The 15,218-nt window shown below is 31.3% G+C and carries 16 protein-coding genes; all 16 read left to right on the forward strand.

What is annotated here, in order from left to right:
* Positions 1-5 precede the first annotated feature (5 nt).
* The 16 genes from ispG (at position 6) to G594_RS0104880 (ending at position 15,214) form a co-directional block, all read left to right on the forward strand.
* Complete coding sequence (ispG, locus tag G594_RS0104805; RefSeq protein WP_027097539.1) at positions 6-1,055, forward strand: flavodoxin-dependent (E)-4-hydroxy-3-methylbut-2-enyl-diphosphate synthase; 1,050 nt, start codon at positions 6-8, stop codon at positions 1,053-1,055.
* A gap of 392 nt (positions 1,056-1,447) precedes the next feature.
* The gene (gene rimP, locus G594_RS0104810; protein WP_027097540.1) at positions 1,448-1,909 is read left to right on the forward strand and encodes a ribosome maturation factor RimP; all 462 of its coding nucleotides are present in this window, start codon (positions 1,448-1,450) and stop codon (positions 1,907-1,909) included.
* A gap of 16 nt (positions 1,910-1,925) precedes the next feature.
* A complete protein-coding gene (gene nusA, locus G594_RS0104815; protein WP_027097541.1) occupies positions 1,926-3,008 on the forward strand; it encodes a transcription termination factor NusA in 1,083 nt (360 codons plus the stop codon).
* A gap of 12 nt (positions 3,009-3,020) precedes the next feature.
* Positions 3,021-3,287 (forward strand): RNase P modulator RnpM, encoded by a 267-nt coding sequence (gene rnpM, locus G594_RS0104820; RefSeq protein WP_027097542.1) that lies wholly within the window; start codon positions 3,021-3,023, stop codon positions 3,285-3,287.
* Entirely contained in the window at positions 3,280-3,594 is a 315-nt protein-coding gene (locus G594_RS0104825) for a ribosomal L7Ae/L30e/S12e/Gadd45 family protein (protein WP_027097543.1), read from the forward strand. Before rnpM ends, G594_RS0104825 begins: the two co-directional genes overlap by 8 nt.
* 19 nt (positions 3,595-3,613) lie before the next feature.
* Positions 3,614-5,695 carry a translation initiation factor IF-2 gene (gene infB / locus G594_RS0104830; RefSeq protein ID WP_027097544.1) on the forward strand — a complete coding sequence of 694 codons (2,082 nt, stop codon included), beginning with the start codon at positions 3,614-3,616 and terminating at the stop codon, positions 5,693-5,695.
* A 13-nt stretch (positions 5,696-5,708) separates the two neighbouring features.
* Complete coding sequence (gene rbfA / locus G594_RS0104835; protein ID WP_027097545.1) at positions 5,709-6,059, forward strand: 30S ribosome-binding factor RbfA; 351 nt, start codon at positions 5,709-5,711, stop codon at positions 6,057-6,059.
* A 1-nt stretch (position 6,060) separates the two neighbouring features.
* A complete protein-coding gene (locus tag G594_RS0104840) occupies positions 6,061-7,032 on the forward strand; it encodes a DHH family phosphoesterase (protein ID WP_027097546.1) in 972 nt (323 codons plus the stop codon).
* 2 nt (positions 7,033-7,034) lie between these two features.
* Positions 7,035-7,910, forward strand: a complete 876-nt coding sequence (truB, locus tag G594_RS0104845; RefSeq protein WP_027097547.1) for a tRNA pseudouridine(55) synthase TruB — start codon at positions 7,035-7,037, stop codon at positions 7,908-7,910.
* A gap of 16 nt (positions 7,911-7,926) precedes the next feature.
* On the forward strand, positions 7,927-8,853 hold the full coding sequence (locus G594_RS0104850) for a bifunctional riboflavin kinase/FAD synthetase (protein WP_027097548.1): 927 nt from the start codon (positions 7,927-7,929) through the stop codon (positions 8,851-8,853).
* A gap of 120 nt (positions 8,854-8,973) precedes the next feature.
* A complete protein-coding gene (gene rpsO, locus G594_RS0104855; RefSeq protein WP_027097549.1) occupies positions 8,974-9,237 on the forward strand; it encodes a 30S ribosomal protein S15 in 264 nt (87 codons plus the stop codon).
* Between the two features lie 84 nt (positions 9,238-9,321).
* Positions 9,322-11,433 (forward strand): polyribonucleotide nucleotidyltransferase, encoded by a 2,112-nt coding sequence (locus G594_RS0104860; RefSeq protein ID WP_027097550.1) that lies wholly within the window; start codon positions 9,322-9,324, stop codon positions 11,431-11,433.
* A 123-nt stretch (positions 11,434-11,556) separates the two neighbouring features.
* Entirely contained in the window at positions 11,557-12,864 is a 1,308-nt protein-coding gene (locus tag G594_RS0104865) for a M16 family metallopeptidase (protein ID WP_027097551.1), read from the forward strand.
* Positions 12,865-12,921: 57 nt separating this feature from the next.
* On the forward strand, positions 12,922-13,203 hold the full coding sequence (locus tag G594_RS0104870) for a YlmC/YmxH family sporulation protein (RefSeq protein WP_027097552.1): 282 nt from the start codon (positions 12,922-12,924) through the stop codon (positions 13,201-13,203).
* 17 nt (positions 13,204-13,220) lie between these two features.
* Positions 13,221-14,417: an aspartate kinase gene (dapG, locus tag G594_RS0104875; RefSeq protein WP_027097553.1), complete on the forward strand. Its 1,197-nt coding sequence runs from the start codon at positions 13,221-13,223 to the stop codon at positions 14,415-14,417.
* Positions 14,418-14,572: 155 nt separating this feature from the next.
* Positions 14,573-15,214, forward strand: coding sequence for a ClpP family protease (locus G594_RS0104880; RefSeq protein WP_394899442.1), 642 nt, complete (start codon positions 14,573-14,575; stop codon positions 15,212-15,214).
* Positions 15,215-15,218 lie beyond the last annotated feature (4 nt).

The raw sequence follows: 15,218 nt of genomic DNA on the forward strand, positions 1-15,218 counted from the left end.
ATAAAATGGATAGAAAGTTAACAAGAAAAGTTAAAGTAGGAAAGGTATATGTAGGAGGAGATGCTCCTGTTACAATCCAATCTATGACTAATACAGATACAAGAGATGTTGAGGCTACATTAAAGCAAATTAGAGAGCTTTATAATGCAGGATGTGAAATTATAAGATGTACAGTACCTGATTTGGAGGCTGCTGAAGCAATTAAAGAAATAGTAAAGCAATCACCTATTCCAGTAGTTGCAGATATACATTTTGATTATAGATTAGCTCTTAAAGTTGTTGAAAATGGTATATCAGCAGTTAGAATTAATCCGGGGAATATTGGAAGTATTGAAAGAGTGAGAATGGTTGCTGAAGCTTGTAAAGCTAAAAATATTCCAATAAGAATTGGTGTTAATTCAGGTTCTTTAGAAAAAGAGATTTTAGAGAGGGATGGAAAGCCTACAGCTAAAGGATTAGTAGAAAGTGCTTTAGCTCATGTTAAGATATTAGAAGCAGTAGATTTTCATGATATAGTAATTTCTATAAAATCCTCTGATGTTAAAATGATGATTGATGCATATAGACTTATGAGCGAAAAGGTTGATTACCCACTTCATTTAGGGGTAACTGAATCTGGAACTCCATTTAGAGGAACAATAAAGTCAAGCATTGGTATTGGAACTTTACTTGCAGAAGGAATAGGAGATACTATAAGAGTTTCTCTTACAAGTGATCCTATTGAAGAAATTAAGGTTGCAAAGGAAATGCTAAAGGCTTTAGGATTAAGAGAGGGTGGCCTTGAGTTTGTATCTTGTCCTACATGTGGAAGAACTCAAATAAAGCTTATTGAAATTGCAAATGAAGTTGAAAGAAGGCTTGAAGGAATTAATAAAGATATAAAGGTTGCTGTTATGGGGTGCATAGTTAATGGGCCAGGAGAGGCTAAAGAGGCCGATATTGGTATAGCTGGCGGTAAAGGTGAAGGAATTATATTTAAAAAAGGTGAAGTAATTAAAAAGTGCAAAGAAGAGGATTTAATTGAAGAGTTAATGAAAGAAATAGAATTACTTTAATTAAATATATAAATATTATTAAGAGACTTAGACTTTGGCTAAGTCTCTTTTTGTATAATTGATTAGAAGGAACATTGCTTTAAGGTAAAAAGATAAATAATGTATCTTTAGCGTTAGGATATACATGTATAGGTGAAAGAATATATTGTGATAAACTCTAAATGATGTAAAATTTTATCTAATTACTTGTATTATTAAAAAAAGTGTGCTATTCTAATTTAAGAAGATTTATTTCAGATAGCTAGAAAAAAGGAGTGGGAGGAAATACCCGCTCTTTCTATTTGTAACGCAACTACTACAATAGTTGCGTTTTTGATTAGGTAAAAAATATTAAACTAGTATTTGGGAATAATAATCTTGAGAAAATTGAATATTGTAAAGGAGGTTTAAAGATGCAAAGAGAAGGTTTAGTAGAAAAGGTATCAGCTCTAGTACAACCAATTGCAGATGAATTAAACTATGAATTATACTATGTTGAGTATGTTAAAGAGAGCGGAGAGAATTTTCTAAGAATATACATAGATAAGGAAGAAGGAAGCATAAGTCTTACAGATTGCGAAACACTTTCTAGAAGAGTTAGTACTATGCTAGACGAAGAGGACCCAATTCCAGATTCGTATTATTTAGAAGTATCTTCACCAGGTCTTAATAGAGGTTTATATAATGATAAGCATTATAATAGATTTGTAGGAAGAGAAGTAGAAATTAAGCTGAGTGGAGCAGTTAATGGGAGTAAAAATTTTAATGGCATATTAAAAGGTGTAACAGAAGATTCAATAATTATTAATAATGGAGAAGATGTTACTATACCAAAAAATAAAATAAAAAAAGCTAATTTGGATGGGGAGATATAGCAAGGAGGATATAATAATGAATGAAGAGTTTATAGGCGCTCTAAAAGAACTAGTAAAAGAAAAGGGGATTAGTGAAGAATTAATATTCACAACAATAGAGGATGCATTAGTTGCAGCATATAAAAAGAATTATGCAAATATTAATACTTCAGCTCAAAATGTTAGGGTTAGCATGCACAGAGAAACAGGAGAAATACATGTATATGCACAAAAAGTAGTTTGTGATGAAGTATATGATGATGTGACTGAAATCTCTTTAGAAGAAGCTAAAGAAATAAGCCCAAAATATGATGTGGATGATATTGTAGAAATAGAAGTTACTCCAAAGAACTTTGGTAGAGTTGCAGCACAATTAGCTAAGCAAGTAGTAACACAAAGAATAAAAGAAGCTGAAAGAAATATCATTTACAATGAATACAAGGAAAAAGAATTTGATATTATTACTGGTACAATCTTAAGAAAAGATAAGGGTATGGTTTTTGTTAACCTTGGAAAGCTTGAGGGAGTAATAGGACCAAATGAGCAAATACCTAATGAGGAATATAAGTTCAATGAAAAGCTTAAGCTTTATATAGTTGAAGTTAAGAATGGATCTAAGGGAGCTCAAATACATGTTTCTAGAACACATCCGGGCTTAGTTAAGAGATTATTTGAACTTGAAGTTCCTGAAATCTATAATGGAGTTGTAGAAATAAAGAGCATTTCAAGAGAAGCAGGATCTAGAAGTAAGATAGCTGTTTACTCAAATGATGAATCTGTAGATCCAATGGGAGCTTGTGTTGGACCTAAGGGTGCAAGGGTTCAAAATATAGTAAATGAATTAAAGAATGAAAAGATAGATATAATTAAGTGGAGTAAATCTCCAGAAGAATTTATTTCAAATGCTTTAAGTCCAGCAAAGGTATTAAGTGTAGAAGTAGATGAAGATAACAAGTCTGCAAAGGTTGTTGTTGATGATAATCAATTATCACTTGCAATAGGTAAAGAAGGTCAAAACGTTAGATTAGCAGCTAAGTTAACTAACTGGAAGATAGATATAAAGAGCAAATCTCAAGCAGAAGCTTTAAAAGAAAGTGAAGAAGCTACTGTAACTGAATAATGAGGTGTTTTTATGAAAGTTAAGAAGATACCATTAAGAATGTGTACAGGATGCATGGAAATGAAGCCTAAGAAGGAATTAATAAGAGTTGTTAAAAGTCCAGAGGGTGAAGTTTCTGTTGATTTAACAGGGAAGAAGTCAGGTAGAGGTGCTTATATATGTAAAAGTGGAGAATGCTTAGAAAAGGCATTTAAAGCTAAGAGATTAAGTAGAAACCTAGATGTAGCTATAAGCGAAGATATATATAACAGGCTAAAGGAAGAAATTGGAAATGAGTAAGTTTTTTAATTTTTTAGGTTTAGCAAAAAGGTCAGGTAACATATTAGAAGGTTACAGTAAATGCAATGAGGAGAGAAATAGAAGAAAGCTTTTTCTATTTATAATTTCTCCAGATGCATCGGAAGCCACAAGAAAAAAGTTTAAAAATCATTGTAAGGAAAATAATATACCATATATTGAAGATTTCTCAAAAGAGGAATTAGGAGGAGCAGTTGGAAGACCAGAGGTTAAAATCCTAGCTATTTTAGACCAGAATATGGCTAATAAGCTTAATGCTCTTTACGAGGAGGAAAAATATATGAAGTAAAATATTCGGGGGTGACTGTATGTCAAAAATTAGAGTATATGAATTAGCAAAAGAATTAAATGTAAGCTCAAAGGAACTAATAGAATTATTAATGACAGAATTTAACGTTGAAGTGAAAAATCATATGAGCGTAATAGAAGATGAAGATGCAGCTTTAATAAAGGAATTATTAGGTGAACCAAATAAAGATGAAGCTTCAAAGGAAGTATCAGCAGATAATGGTAGCATTGTTGAAGAGTACGAAGAGCAATTAAATGAAGAAGTTAACAAGGGTAACGGAAAGAAAAAGAAAACTAGAAAACAAATTGCTGAAGAAAAGGCAAGAAGAGAACAAGAATTTGCTGAAAACACAATTTTAGAAATTGGTGAAACTATTACAGTTAAAGAATTAGCAGATTCTTTACAAAAGCCATATGCAGATGTTATTAAGAATTTAATGTTCTTAGGTGTAATGGCTGCTGTTAACCAAGAAATCGACTTTGAAACAGCTGCAAAGTTATGTGATAAGTATGAAATCTTATATGAAAAGAAAGAGGTATCATCTGAACTAGAAAGCTTAGAAGTAGATGCAGAAGATGATGAAAACTTAGTTAAGAGACCTCCAATAGTAACAGTAATGGGTCACGTTGACCATGGTAAGACATCTTTACTTGATGCTATTAGAAAAACAAGAGTAACTAAAACAGAAGCTGGTGGTATTACTCAACATATAGGTGCTTACACAGTAACATTAAATGGAGAAGAAATTACATTCCTTGATACTCCAGGACACGAAGCTTTCACAGCAATGAGAGCTAGAGGAGCTCAAGTTACTGATATAGTTATATTAGTTGTTGCGGCAGACGACGGAATAATGCCACAAACTAAAGAAGCTATAAACCATTGTAAAGCTGCAGAAGTTCCTATGATTGTTGCTATTAATAAGATAGATAGACCAGGTGCTAATATTGATAGAGTTAAGCAAGAATTAACTGAATTTGGATTAGTAGCAGAAGACTGGGGTGGAGATACTATATGTGTACCAGTATCAGCTAAAGAAGGTCAAAATATTGATCAATTATTAGAAATGATTATATTAACTGCTGAAATGCAAGAATTAAAGGCTAATCCAGATAGAAAAGCTAAGGGAACAGTTGTTGAAGCTAAGCTTGATAAGGGAAGAGGACCTGTTGCATCATTATTAGTTCAAAGTGGTACTTTAAGTGTAGGAGATTCTATTCTTGTAGGTTCTACTTATGGAAGAATAAGAGCTATGTTTGATGATCAAGGTAAGAAGATTAAATCAGCAGGACCATCAATTCCAGTAGAAATTTTAGGATTATCAGAAGTTCCAGCAGCAGGAGATAGATTTATTCAAGTTAAGGATGAAAAGACTGCTAGAACTATGGCAGAAGCAAGAAAGGATAAGTTAAAGAATGAAACCTTAAATGCTTCCCATAGAGTATCATTAGAAGATTTATATAGCCAAATCAAAGAAGGTACAGTTAAGGAATTAGCTATTATAGTTAAGGCTGACGTACAAGGTTCTGTAGAAGCTATAAGACAATCTCTTGAAAAACTTTCGACAGATGATGTTAAGGTAAGAGTAATTCACGGTGCTGTTGGTGCAATAACAGAAACAGATATAACTCTTGCAACAGCTTCAAATGCTATAGTAATTGGATTTAACGTAAGACCAGACTCAAATGCAATAGCTGCATCAGAAAGAGAAAAGGTTGATGTTAAGACATATAGAATAATATACGATGCTATAGAAGATGTTAAGTCAGCTATGGTTGGTATGCTTGAACCAGAATACAAAGAAGTTGTTCTTGGTAAGGCAGAAGTTAGAGAAACTTATAAGATTTCTAATGTTGGTACAATTGCAGGATGCTATGTATTAGATGGTAAGATTCTAAGAAATTCTGATATAAGAGTTATTAGAGATGGTATAGTTATATTTGAAAGCTCTTTAGCTTCATTAAAGAGATTCAAAGATGACGTTAAAGAAGTAGCAACTGGATATGAGTGTGGCTTAAGTGTTGAAAAGTTCAATGATATTAAAGAAGGCGATATTATTGAATCATTCAAGATAGAGGCTATAAAGAGAAAAGAGCTTTAAAGAGGTGATATAAATGCCAAATTATAGAGGCGGCAGAATAAATGAAGAAGTTAAAAGAGAAGTAAGTAATTTAATTAGAAATGAAATTAAAGATCCAAGACTTACAGCTATGATTTCTGTAACTTCTGTAAAAGTTACTAAAGATTTAAGATATGCAAAGGTATATGTAAGTATATTTGCAAATAGTGAAGAAGAGAAGAAAAGCAATCTTGATGCACTAAAGAGTGCAGCAAGTTTTGTAAGAAGAGAGATAGCACAAAGAATTAATTTAAGGCATAATCCACAAATAATTTTTGAAATAGATGATTCTATTGACTATGGTATGCATATAGATAGTTTAATAGAAAAGATTAAAGATAAATAATATGACTTTAAAAGATATTTCAAAAGATATTATTGAAAGTAAGAAAATAGGGCTAACCTTTCATATATCTCCAGATGGAGATGCTTTAGGAAGCACATTAGCTCTATTAAATGGACTTAGAGAACTAGGAAAAGATTCATATATAATATCAAGAGAAGTTATCCCGGATAACCTCTCTTTCCTACCTCTAGGAGAAGAAATTAATGGTGATATACCTGAACCTCTAGAAGGAACAGATATGGTTATCGTTTTAGATTGTGGTAATTATGAAAGAATATGTGCAAATCTTGAAAATTATGATGGTAAGCTTATAAACATAGATCACCATGTTACTAATGAAAACTATGGAACAAGTAATTATGTTGAAGAATCATCTGCTGCAACAGCAGAAATTGTTTATTTACTTCTAAAAGAATTAGGTTTTGACTTTAAAGAAAAAGATGAAGTTAATGAGAAAATAGGAAGATGTATATATACATCTTTAGTTACAGATACAGGTGGTTTTAGACATTCAAATGTAACAGAAAGAACTCATAAAATAGCATCTGAGCTGATAGCCATTGGAGTTAATAATACTAAAATTCATAATAATCTATTTGATAATAGACCTTATGAAAAAATCAAACTTATAGGTGAAGCTTTAAATAATTTAAAGCTTTTACTTGATGGGAAATTATCAGTTATAAAACTTTCTAAAAAACTTTTAGACTCTTATAATTTAGGGAATATAGATACTTCCGATGTTATTTCTATGGCATTAGGGATAAAAGGAGTAAAAGTTGCCTTAGTATTAAAAGAAGTTGAAGATGGAGTGAAGGGAAGTTTAAGATCAAGAGAAGATTTTGATGTTAGAAAGGTTGCAGAGGTTTTAGGTGGTGGTGGCCATATAAAGGCTGCTGGATTTAAAATGAAAAATGTTTCATTAGAAGAAGCTTTCAATAAAGTAATAATTGAAATAGAAAAAGAGATATAGATATGAATGGTGTATTAAATATATTTAAAAATTCAGGAATGTCATCTTTTGATGTTGTAAGAATTGTAAGAAAAGTTGCTTGTGAGAAAAAAGTTGGACATACAGGCACTCTTGATCCAGAAGCAATTGGTGTCTTACCAGTATGTTTAGGAAAGGCAACCAAGATAATAGATTACATTATGAATGATAAGAAGAGCTACAAGGTGAAATTTAAGCTTGGAGTTACTACAACTACATATGATTTAGAAGGTGAAATATTATCAGAAAGTGACACTTCTAATATTACAGTTGAAGAGACACTAGAAGCTATAAATAAATTTAAAGGAACATATAATCAAGTTCCACCTATGTATTCTGCCCTAAAGAAAAATGGAGTAAGGCTATATGAACTTGCAAGAAAAGGAATAGAAGTAGAGAGAGAAGGAAGACCCATAACTATATATGACATTAAAGATATAGAAATTAATCTTCCTTATATATCTATGGAAGTAACTTGTTCTAAGGGGACGTATATAAGAAGCCTTTGCTATGATATAGGTGAAGCATTAAAAGTAGGGGCTTGTATGACAGACCTTAGAAGAACTGAAACATCTTGTTTTCATGAAAGAGATAGCATTAATATTAAGGATTTAACTAGTGAGAACATACATAATTATATTATATCAATAGAGGATGCATTAAAATTCTATCCTAAACTTAAAGTTAATGAAGGCTTTAGCAAGTTACTTATAAATGGTGTTAGAGTAATGGATAGAAGATTAACAAATGAAAAAATAGACAATAATATTCTATATAGAGTTTATGATGAAAATGATAAATTTTTAGGTCTTGGGAAAAGAGAACTTAACGGATTTAAAATTGAAAAACTATTAATATAGTAGGAGCTAATGAAGTATGAATGAGAAGCTTAATAGATTTTTAGAAGAAGGTACATATAGTTATGTTGCCCTTGGTAGCTTTGATGGTTTACATTCAGGACATTTATCATTAGTAAATAAGATTATTGAGCTAGCAAATGAAAACAAAGGTAAAAGTATAGTATATACTTTTAAAAATCATCCTAGGACTTTAATAAAAGGAGCAACTCCTCCTAAACTACTTATGGATAATGAGAGTAAGGAAGAGATATTAGAAGCTTTAGGTGTTGATTTAATATACTTTGAAGAATTTAATGAAGAATATATGAAATTAACCCCAGAGGGATTTATTAAATATTTATGTGAAAAGTTTAAAGTAAAAGGGATTGTTGTTGGATTCAATTATAGATTTGGATATAAGAATGTTGGAAATATAGAGATGTTAAAAGAATTATCAACAAAGTATGGCTATGAACTTTATGTAATGGAACCTTGTAATTATGAAGATGAAGTTATAAGTAGTACTAGAATTAGGAATGAATTACTTAGTGGAAATGTTGATAAAGCTATGAAGATGCTTAATAGGCCTTACTGTATAAAAGGTAAAGTGGTACATGGTAAGAAGCTTGGAAGAGCCATAGGTTTTCCAACAGCCAATTTAGATTATTCAAAGGAGGCTTTAATTCCTAAAAAAGGTGTATATTATACTAATGTACAATGGCAAGGTAAAATATATAAGGGAATAACATCTGTAGGAAATAATCCAACTGTTAATGGTGATAAATTAACAATAGAAACTTATATTTTAGATTTTAATAATGATTTATATGGGCATAATATAAAAGTATACTTTATTAAAAAGATACGTGATGAGAAAAAGTTTAACTCAATAGATGATTTAGTTATCCAATTAAAAAAAGATAAATATTATGCTCTAGAGGAAAAGTTCTTTGTAAACTTATAAAAAATATTTACAATAAGAATGGCTTTTGTTATAATAGCCATTAGGAACCTAGTCCTATGTTTAAAGAATGCCAACTTTATACATGGCACTAAGGCGATAAATTATGGAGGTGCATTACGCATGGATAAGGCAAAAAAGTTAGAAATAATTAAAGAATTTGGAAGAAATGAACAAGATACTGGTTCTCCAGAAGTTCAAATCGCTTTATTAACAGAAAGAATCAATTCTTTAACTGGTCACTTAAAGACTCACAAGAAGGATCACCACTCAAGAAGAGGATTATTAATGATGGTTGGTCAAAGAAGAGGTCTTCTAAATTACTTAGAGTCTCAAGATATCGAAAGATACAGAGCTATTATCAAAAAATTAGGTTTAAGAAGATAATCTTTAGAGCGGATAACTCCGCTCTATTATTTTAAAATTACAAGAAAATTATGTAAAATGTAGATAGTGAAGGGAGGTCCTATCATGAATAAAGTATTAAGCAAAACCATTGCTGGTAGAGAGATGAAGGTTGAATTTGGTAAGATAGGAATGTTATCAAATGCAGCAATTTTTATGAGCTATGGAGATACAGTAATATTAACAAATGTTAATGCTTCAGAGCAACCTAGAGAAGGTATAGATTTCTTCCCATTAAGCGTTGAATATGAAGAAAGATTATATTCAGTAGGTAAAATTCCAGGTGGATTTATAAAGAGAGAAGGTAGACCTACAGAAAAAGCAATTCTAAACGGTAGAGCAGTAGATAGAACAATAAGACCATTATTTCCAAAGGGATATAGAAATGATGTTCAAGTTGTATGTACAGTGGTTTCAGTTGAAAAGGATAACTTACCAGAAATTTTAGCCATTAATGCAGCATCAATGGCATTATGTTTATCAAGCATTCCTTATACAATTCCAGTGGCAGCAGTTCAAGTAGGATTAATAGATGGAAACTTTGTAATTAATCCAAATGCTGAAGAAAGAGAAGAATCAATCATGCATCTTACTGTTTGTGCAACAAAAGAAAAGGTTATGATGATTGAAGCTGGAGGTCACGAAATTCCAGAAGACACAATGATAAAGGCTATAGAATATGGATTTGAAAGATGTCAAGATATAATTTTATTCCAAGAAGAAGCTATGGCTACAATGGGTAAAGAAAAAGAAGTTCCTGAATTATACCATGTTGATTTAGAGGTAGAAAAGGATATAACTGAGTTTGCTGGAGAAATGGTTAAGAAGGCAATGTACATCACTGATAAGGACGAAAGAAACTTAGCAATTGATGAAATCAATGAAAAGGTATCTGAAGAATTTGGTGAAAAGTACGCTGATAAGACTGGTGATATAAAAGAAGTTCTTTATAACATGCAAAAGAAAGTTGTAAGGCATATGTTATTAAAGGAAAAGAGAAGACCGGATGGAAGAGCTTTTGATGAAGTAAGACCAATAAGTTGTGAAGTTGGTATATTACCAAGAACTCATGGTACTGGGTTATTTACAAGAGGATTAACTCAAGTAATGACAGTTGCTACATTAGGTTCAGTTGGAGATATTCAAGTATTAGATGGAATAGATGAAAGCGAAACTACTAAGAGATACATGCACCACTATAATTTTCCTGGATATAGTGTTGGAGAAGTTAAACCATTAAGAGGGCCAGGAAGAAGAGAAATTGGTCATGGGGCATTAGCAGAAAGAGCTCTTGAGCCATTAATACCATCAGAAGAAGAATTCCCATATACTATTAGATTAGTATCTGAAGTTTTAAGTTCTAATGGTTCTACTTCACAAGCATCAGTATGTGGTTCAACATTAGCCTTATTAGATGCAGGTGTTCCAATAAAGAGACCAGCAGCAGGTATTGCAATGGGATTAATTACATCTGAAGATTTAAGTGAAGAAGCAGTATTAACTGATATTCAAGGAATAGAAGATTTCTTTGGAGATATGGACTTTAAGGTAGCTGGTACGACAGAAGGTATTACATCAATTCAAGTTGATACTAAGCTTCAAGGTTTCTCATTTAATGTAGTTGAAAATGCTATTAAAGATGCTAGAAAAGCTAGATTATTTATATTAGATAAGATAAATGAATGCATAGAAAGTCCTAGAGAAGAAGTTTCTTCATATGCTCCAAAAACATCTATTATTCAAATAGACCCAGAAAAGATTAGAGATGTAATTGGAACTGGTGGTAAGGTTATAAATAAGATTATAGCTGATACTGGAGTTAAGATTGATATTAAGGAAGATGGTACAGTATTCGTATCTTCACCTGATCATGATGGAGTTAATGCAGCACTTAAGATTATTGAAGGTATTACTAAGGAAGTTCAAGTTGGTGAAGTGTACCTAGGTAAGGTTACAAAGATAACTACTTTTGGTGCTTTTGTAGAAGTTCTTCCAAATAAAGAAGGATTAGTTCATATTTCTAAGCTAGCTAAGGAAAGAGTTAATAAGGTTGAAGATGTAGTTACTGTTGGTGATGAAATCTTAGTAAAGGTTGTAGAAATAGATAACCAAGGAAGAGTTAACCTTTCTAGAAAAGATGCTTTAGCTGAAAATGAAGAAAATAAAGAACAAGAATAATATGAACATAAAAAGGGCAATTCATTGCCTTTTTTCTATATATATTAAAATATAGAATAAGATGCCACGAATTACTTTATACTATATAAAGAGAATTCGTGATTTTTATTATAGGAGGAAAATATGTATAATTTTTATACTTTAAAAAATGGGCTAAGAGTAATAACAGAAAAAGTAGATGGGGTAAACTCTATAAGCGTAGGAGTAATGATACAAAATGGTTCCAGAAATGAAACTCCTGAAGTAAATGGAATATCACATTTTATTGAACATATGTTTTTTAAGGGAACAGATAAGAGGACAGCAAAAGAAATTGCAGAATCAGTTGAGAATATAGGCGGACAAATAAATGCATTTACAAGTAAAGAAGCTACTTGTTATTATGTTAAGAATTTATACACTCATTTAGATTTATCTCTAGAAGTGCTTTCAGATATGATATTAAACTCCAAGTTTGATGGAGATGAAATAGAAAGGGAGAAGGGAGTAGTTATTGAAGAAATCAATATGAGCGAGGATAATCCAGAGGATGTTCTTGAGGATTTACATTCAAAAGCATGCTTTGATAATAGTTCCTTAGCCTACCCAATTTTAGGGACAATTGATAAGGTTAAAAGTTTTACTAGAGATAAAATAAAGAATTTTATAAAAGAAAAATATACTCCATACAACACAGTGATATCTATATGTGGTAAGTTTGATGAGAAGGAAGTGGAGACTTTAGTAGAACAATATTTTGGAGGGTGGAAAAGCGACAATATCTATGTTCCAACATACGGTGAAACTTTAGTGCACTTAAACTCTATGACAGCTACAAAGGATATAGAGCAACTTCATGTAAGCCTTGGGTTAAAGGGGCTTCCTTTTGGCCATGATAATGGGTATGGCCTCGTATTATTAAGTAATATATTTGGTGGTGGAGCTTCATCTATACTATTCCAAAGAGTAAGGGAACAACTAGGGTTATGCTATAGTATTTATTGTTATCCTCAACCATATCAAGGTGCAGGAGTATTAAATATATATGCTGGTCTTGGAAAGAATTATGGTGAAAAGGCTTTAGATGCTATTAAGCATGAGTTAAATAGATTTGTTAAAGAAGGTATAACTAAGGAATTATTAGATGTTAATAAGGAAAAGATAAAAGCAAATTATATTTTAGGATTGGAAAGTACTAGTTCAAGAATGTTTAGTAATGCAAAATCTGTATTATTTAAAAATAGGGTAACTACTCAAGAAGAGGTTATAGAAAAAGTTGATAGAATCAATATGGAGGATATTGATTTTGTATTAAAGGAGTGCTTTGGAAGTGGAGTGTTAAATACTTCTTATGTAGGGCAAAATGTTGAGGCTGACAAGTTAAACTCTATAATATTAGACTCTGATAAAGCATATAATAATAAAAATAATTTTGGGAAAATAGAAATATAAGAATAAAATCTCTCTTTATATCATATGTATTATGTAGGTAATAAGGAGGGATTTTTTATGTCAGGAGAAAACATAAAGTTACTTAGTGAAATAGAAAGATATGAACTTATAAATATTAATGATGGTGAAAAGTACGATTATCTTCAAAATAATGACTTAGTAGTAGATGATGATGGAAAAATACGATATCTTATTATAAATACTACTGGAAGTAAGATGGGACTATTCAGTAGGTCTAGAGAGTTTTTAGAGATTCCATGGGAGTGTGTAAAGAAGATTGGATCAAGAACTATAATACTTGATGCAGAAGATAATGATGTAAAGAGAGCTAAACTATAGAATCTGGAGGGAATGACTTGAAAATAGTTATACAAAAGTTTGGCGGCACATCAGTTTCTACCAAGGAGAATAGAGAAAAAGTAATGGAGAAAGTAAAGGAGTCAATTGATAATGGATATAGTCCTGTGGTTGTCGTGTCAGCAATGGGAAGAAAGGGTAGTCCATATGCAACTGATACTTTACTTTCTTTAGTTAATGAAAATTTTATAAAAGAAAATAAGTTAGCAGCAGATCTTTTAATGTGCTGTGGAGAAATAATAAGTTCTGTTGTAATGTCATCAGATATGAATAGTAAAAATATTGAGGCCTTTCCTATGACAGGCGGACAAGCTGGGTTAATTACCAATAAAAATTTTGGCGAAGCAACTTTGCTTTCAACTAATGAAAAAGAAATATTAGATGTAATATCACAGGGGAGAGTTCCTGTTGTAACTGGATTCCAAGGTATAACAGAGAATGGATACTTTACTACATTGGGAAGAGGTGGAAGCGATACTACAGCTTCAATACTTGGAGTAATGTTGGATGCAGAAAGAATTGAAATATATACAGATGTTGATGGTGTAATGACAGCAGATCCTAGAATAGTAAAAAGTGCATCAGTAATTGATATTATAAGCTATGATGAGGTGTTCCAGCTTGCAGACCAAGGTTCTAAGGTAATACATCCTAGGGCTGTTGAGTATGCTAGAGAAGGTAATATTCCTATTATGATTAAAAATACTTTAAATGATACAATAGGTACATTAATTAATAGTGTGGGAGATAGAAAGAGGAGAAGATTAATTACAAGTATAACTAATCATGATGATAGAATTCAGGTTACAATAAATCTTGATGATAATAAGGGTAATGATAGATATAATGATGTATTAGAAATATTAGCTGCAAATAAGATTAGTTTGGATTTAATTAATATTTTTCCAAGGCAGCAAGTATTCACAATATCTAAAGCTGCAAAGGATATTGTAAAGGATATATTTGGTAAATTGGATTTAAAATATACATTAATAGATAACTGTAGTACTATAGCCTTAGTGGGAGCTGGAATGAAGGGAATACCTGGGGTTATGGCGAAAATTTATAAAACATTAAGTGAAAGCAATATAGAGGTGTTACAAACTGCAGATTCACATATGACTATTTGGTGTTTAATTCATACCGAAAATTTAGAAAAAGCTATAAATGCTCTTCATAAAGCATTTAAACTTTAAAATTGTATCTTTAATAAAGTATAAAAACATTCCTCATGTACAAAATAAAACTGTACAGGAGGAATGTTTTTATGGAGGATATTAAATTAACAAATAAGTCAACAAAATCTGGAAGTGAAGAAACACAAGAAGAATTAAAAGAAAACAATGAGAAAATGAAATCTGTTAAGGAATATGGGAACACAACTATGGCAGTACCTAATGAAAGAATTCAAGTCCTTTCAATAATAGGGCAAATTGAAGGACATAATGTTTCACCAGCCCAAACTAAAGCAACTAAGTACGAACACGTAATACCACAACTGATTTCTATAGAACAAAATAAAAATGTAAAAGGCGTACTAATCGTACTAAATACAGTAGGAGGAGATGTTGAAGCTGGTCTTGCAATATCAGAAATGATAAATTCAATTTCTAAACCAACAGTTTCAATAGTTATAGGAGGAGGTCACTCTATTGGAGTACCTTTAGCTACTTCTTCTGACTATTCTTTTATAACTCCATCAGCTACTATGATAATTCACCCAATAAGAATGAATGGGTTTATTATAGGAGTTTCACAAACATTTGACTATTTTAAGAAGATGCAAGAGAGAATTAATGATTTTATTGTGAGAACTTCCAATATTAAACTAGAAAAATTAGAAGAGTTTATGATGCAAACAGATGAACTACTAAATGATGTAGGAACTATATTAATTGGTAAGCAGGCTGTAGATTGTGGGCTTATAGATGAAGTTGGGGGGATAAGTAAAGCACTTGAAAAATTAAATGAATTAATAGGAGATGAAAAATAGGGAT

Source organism: Clostridium paraputrificum AGR2156 (assembly GCF_000424025.1).
Taxonomy (GTDB): Bacteria; Bacillota; Clostridia; order Clostridiales; family Clostridiaceae; genus Clostridium; species Clostridium paraputrificum.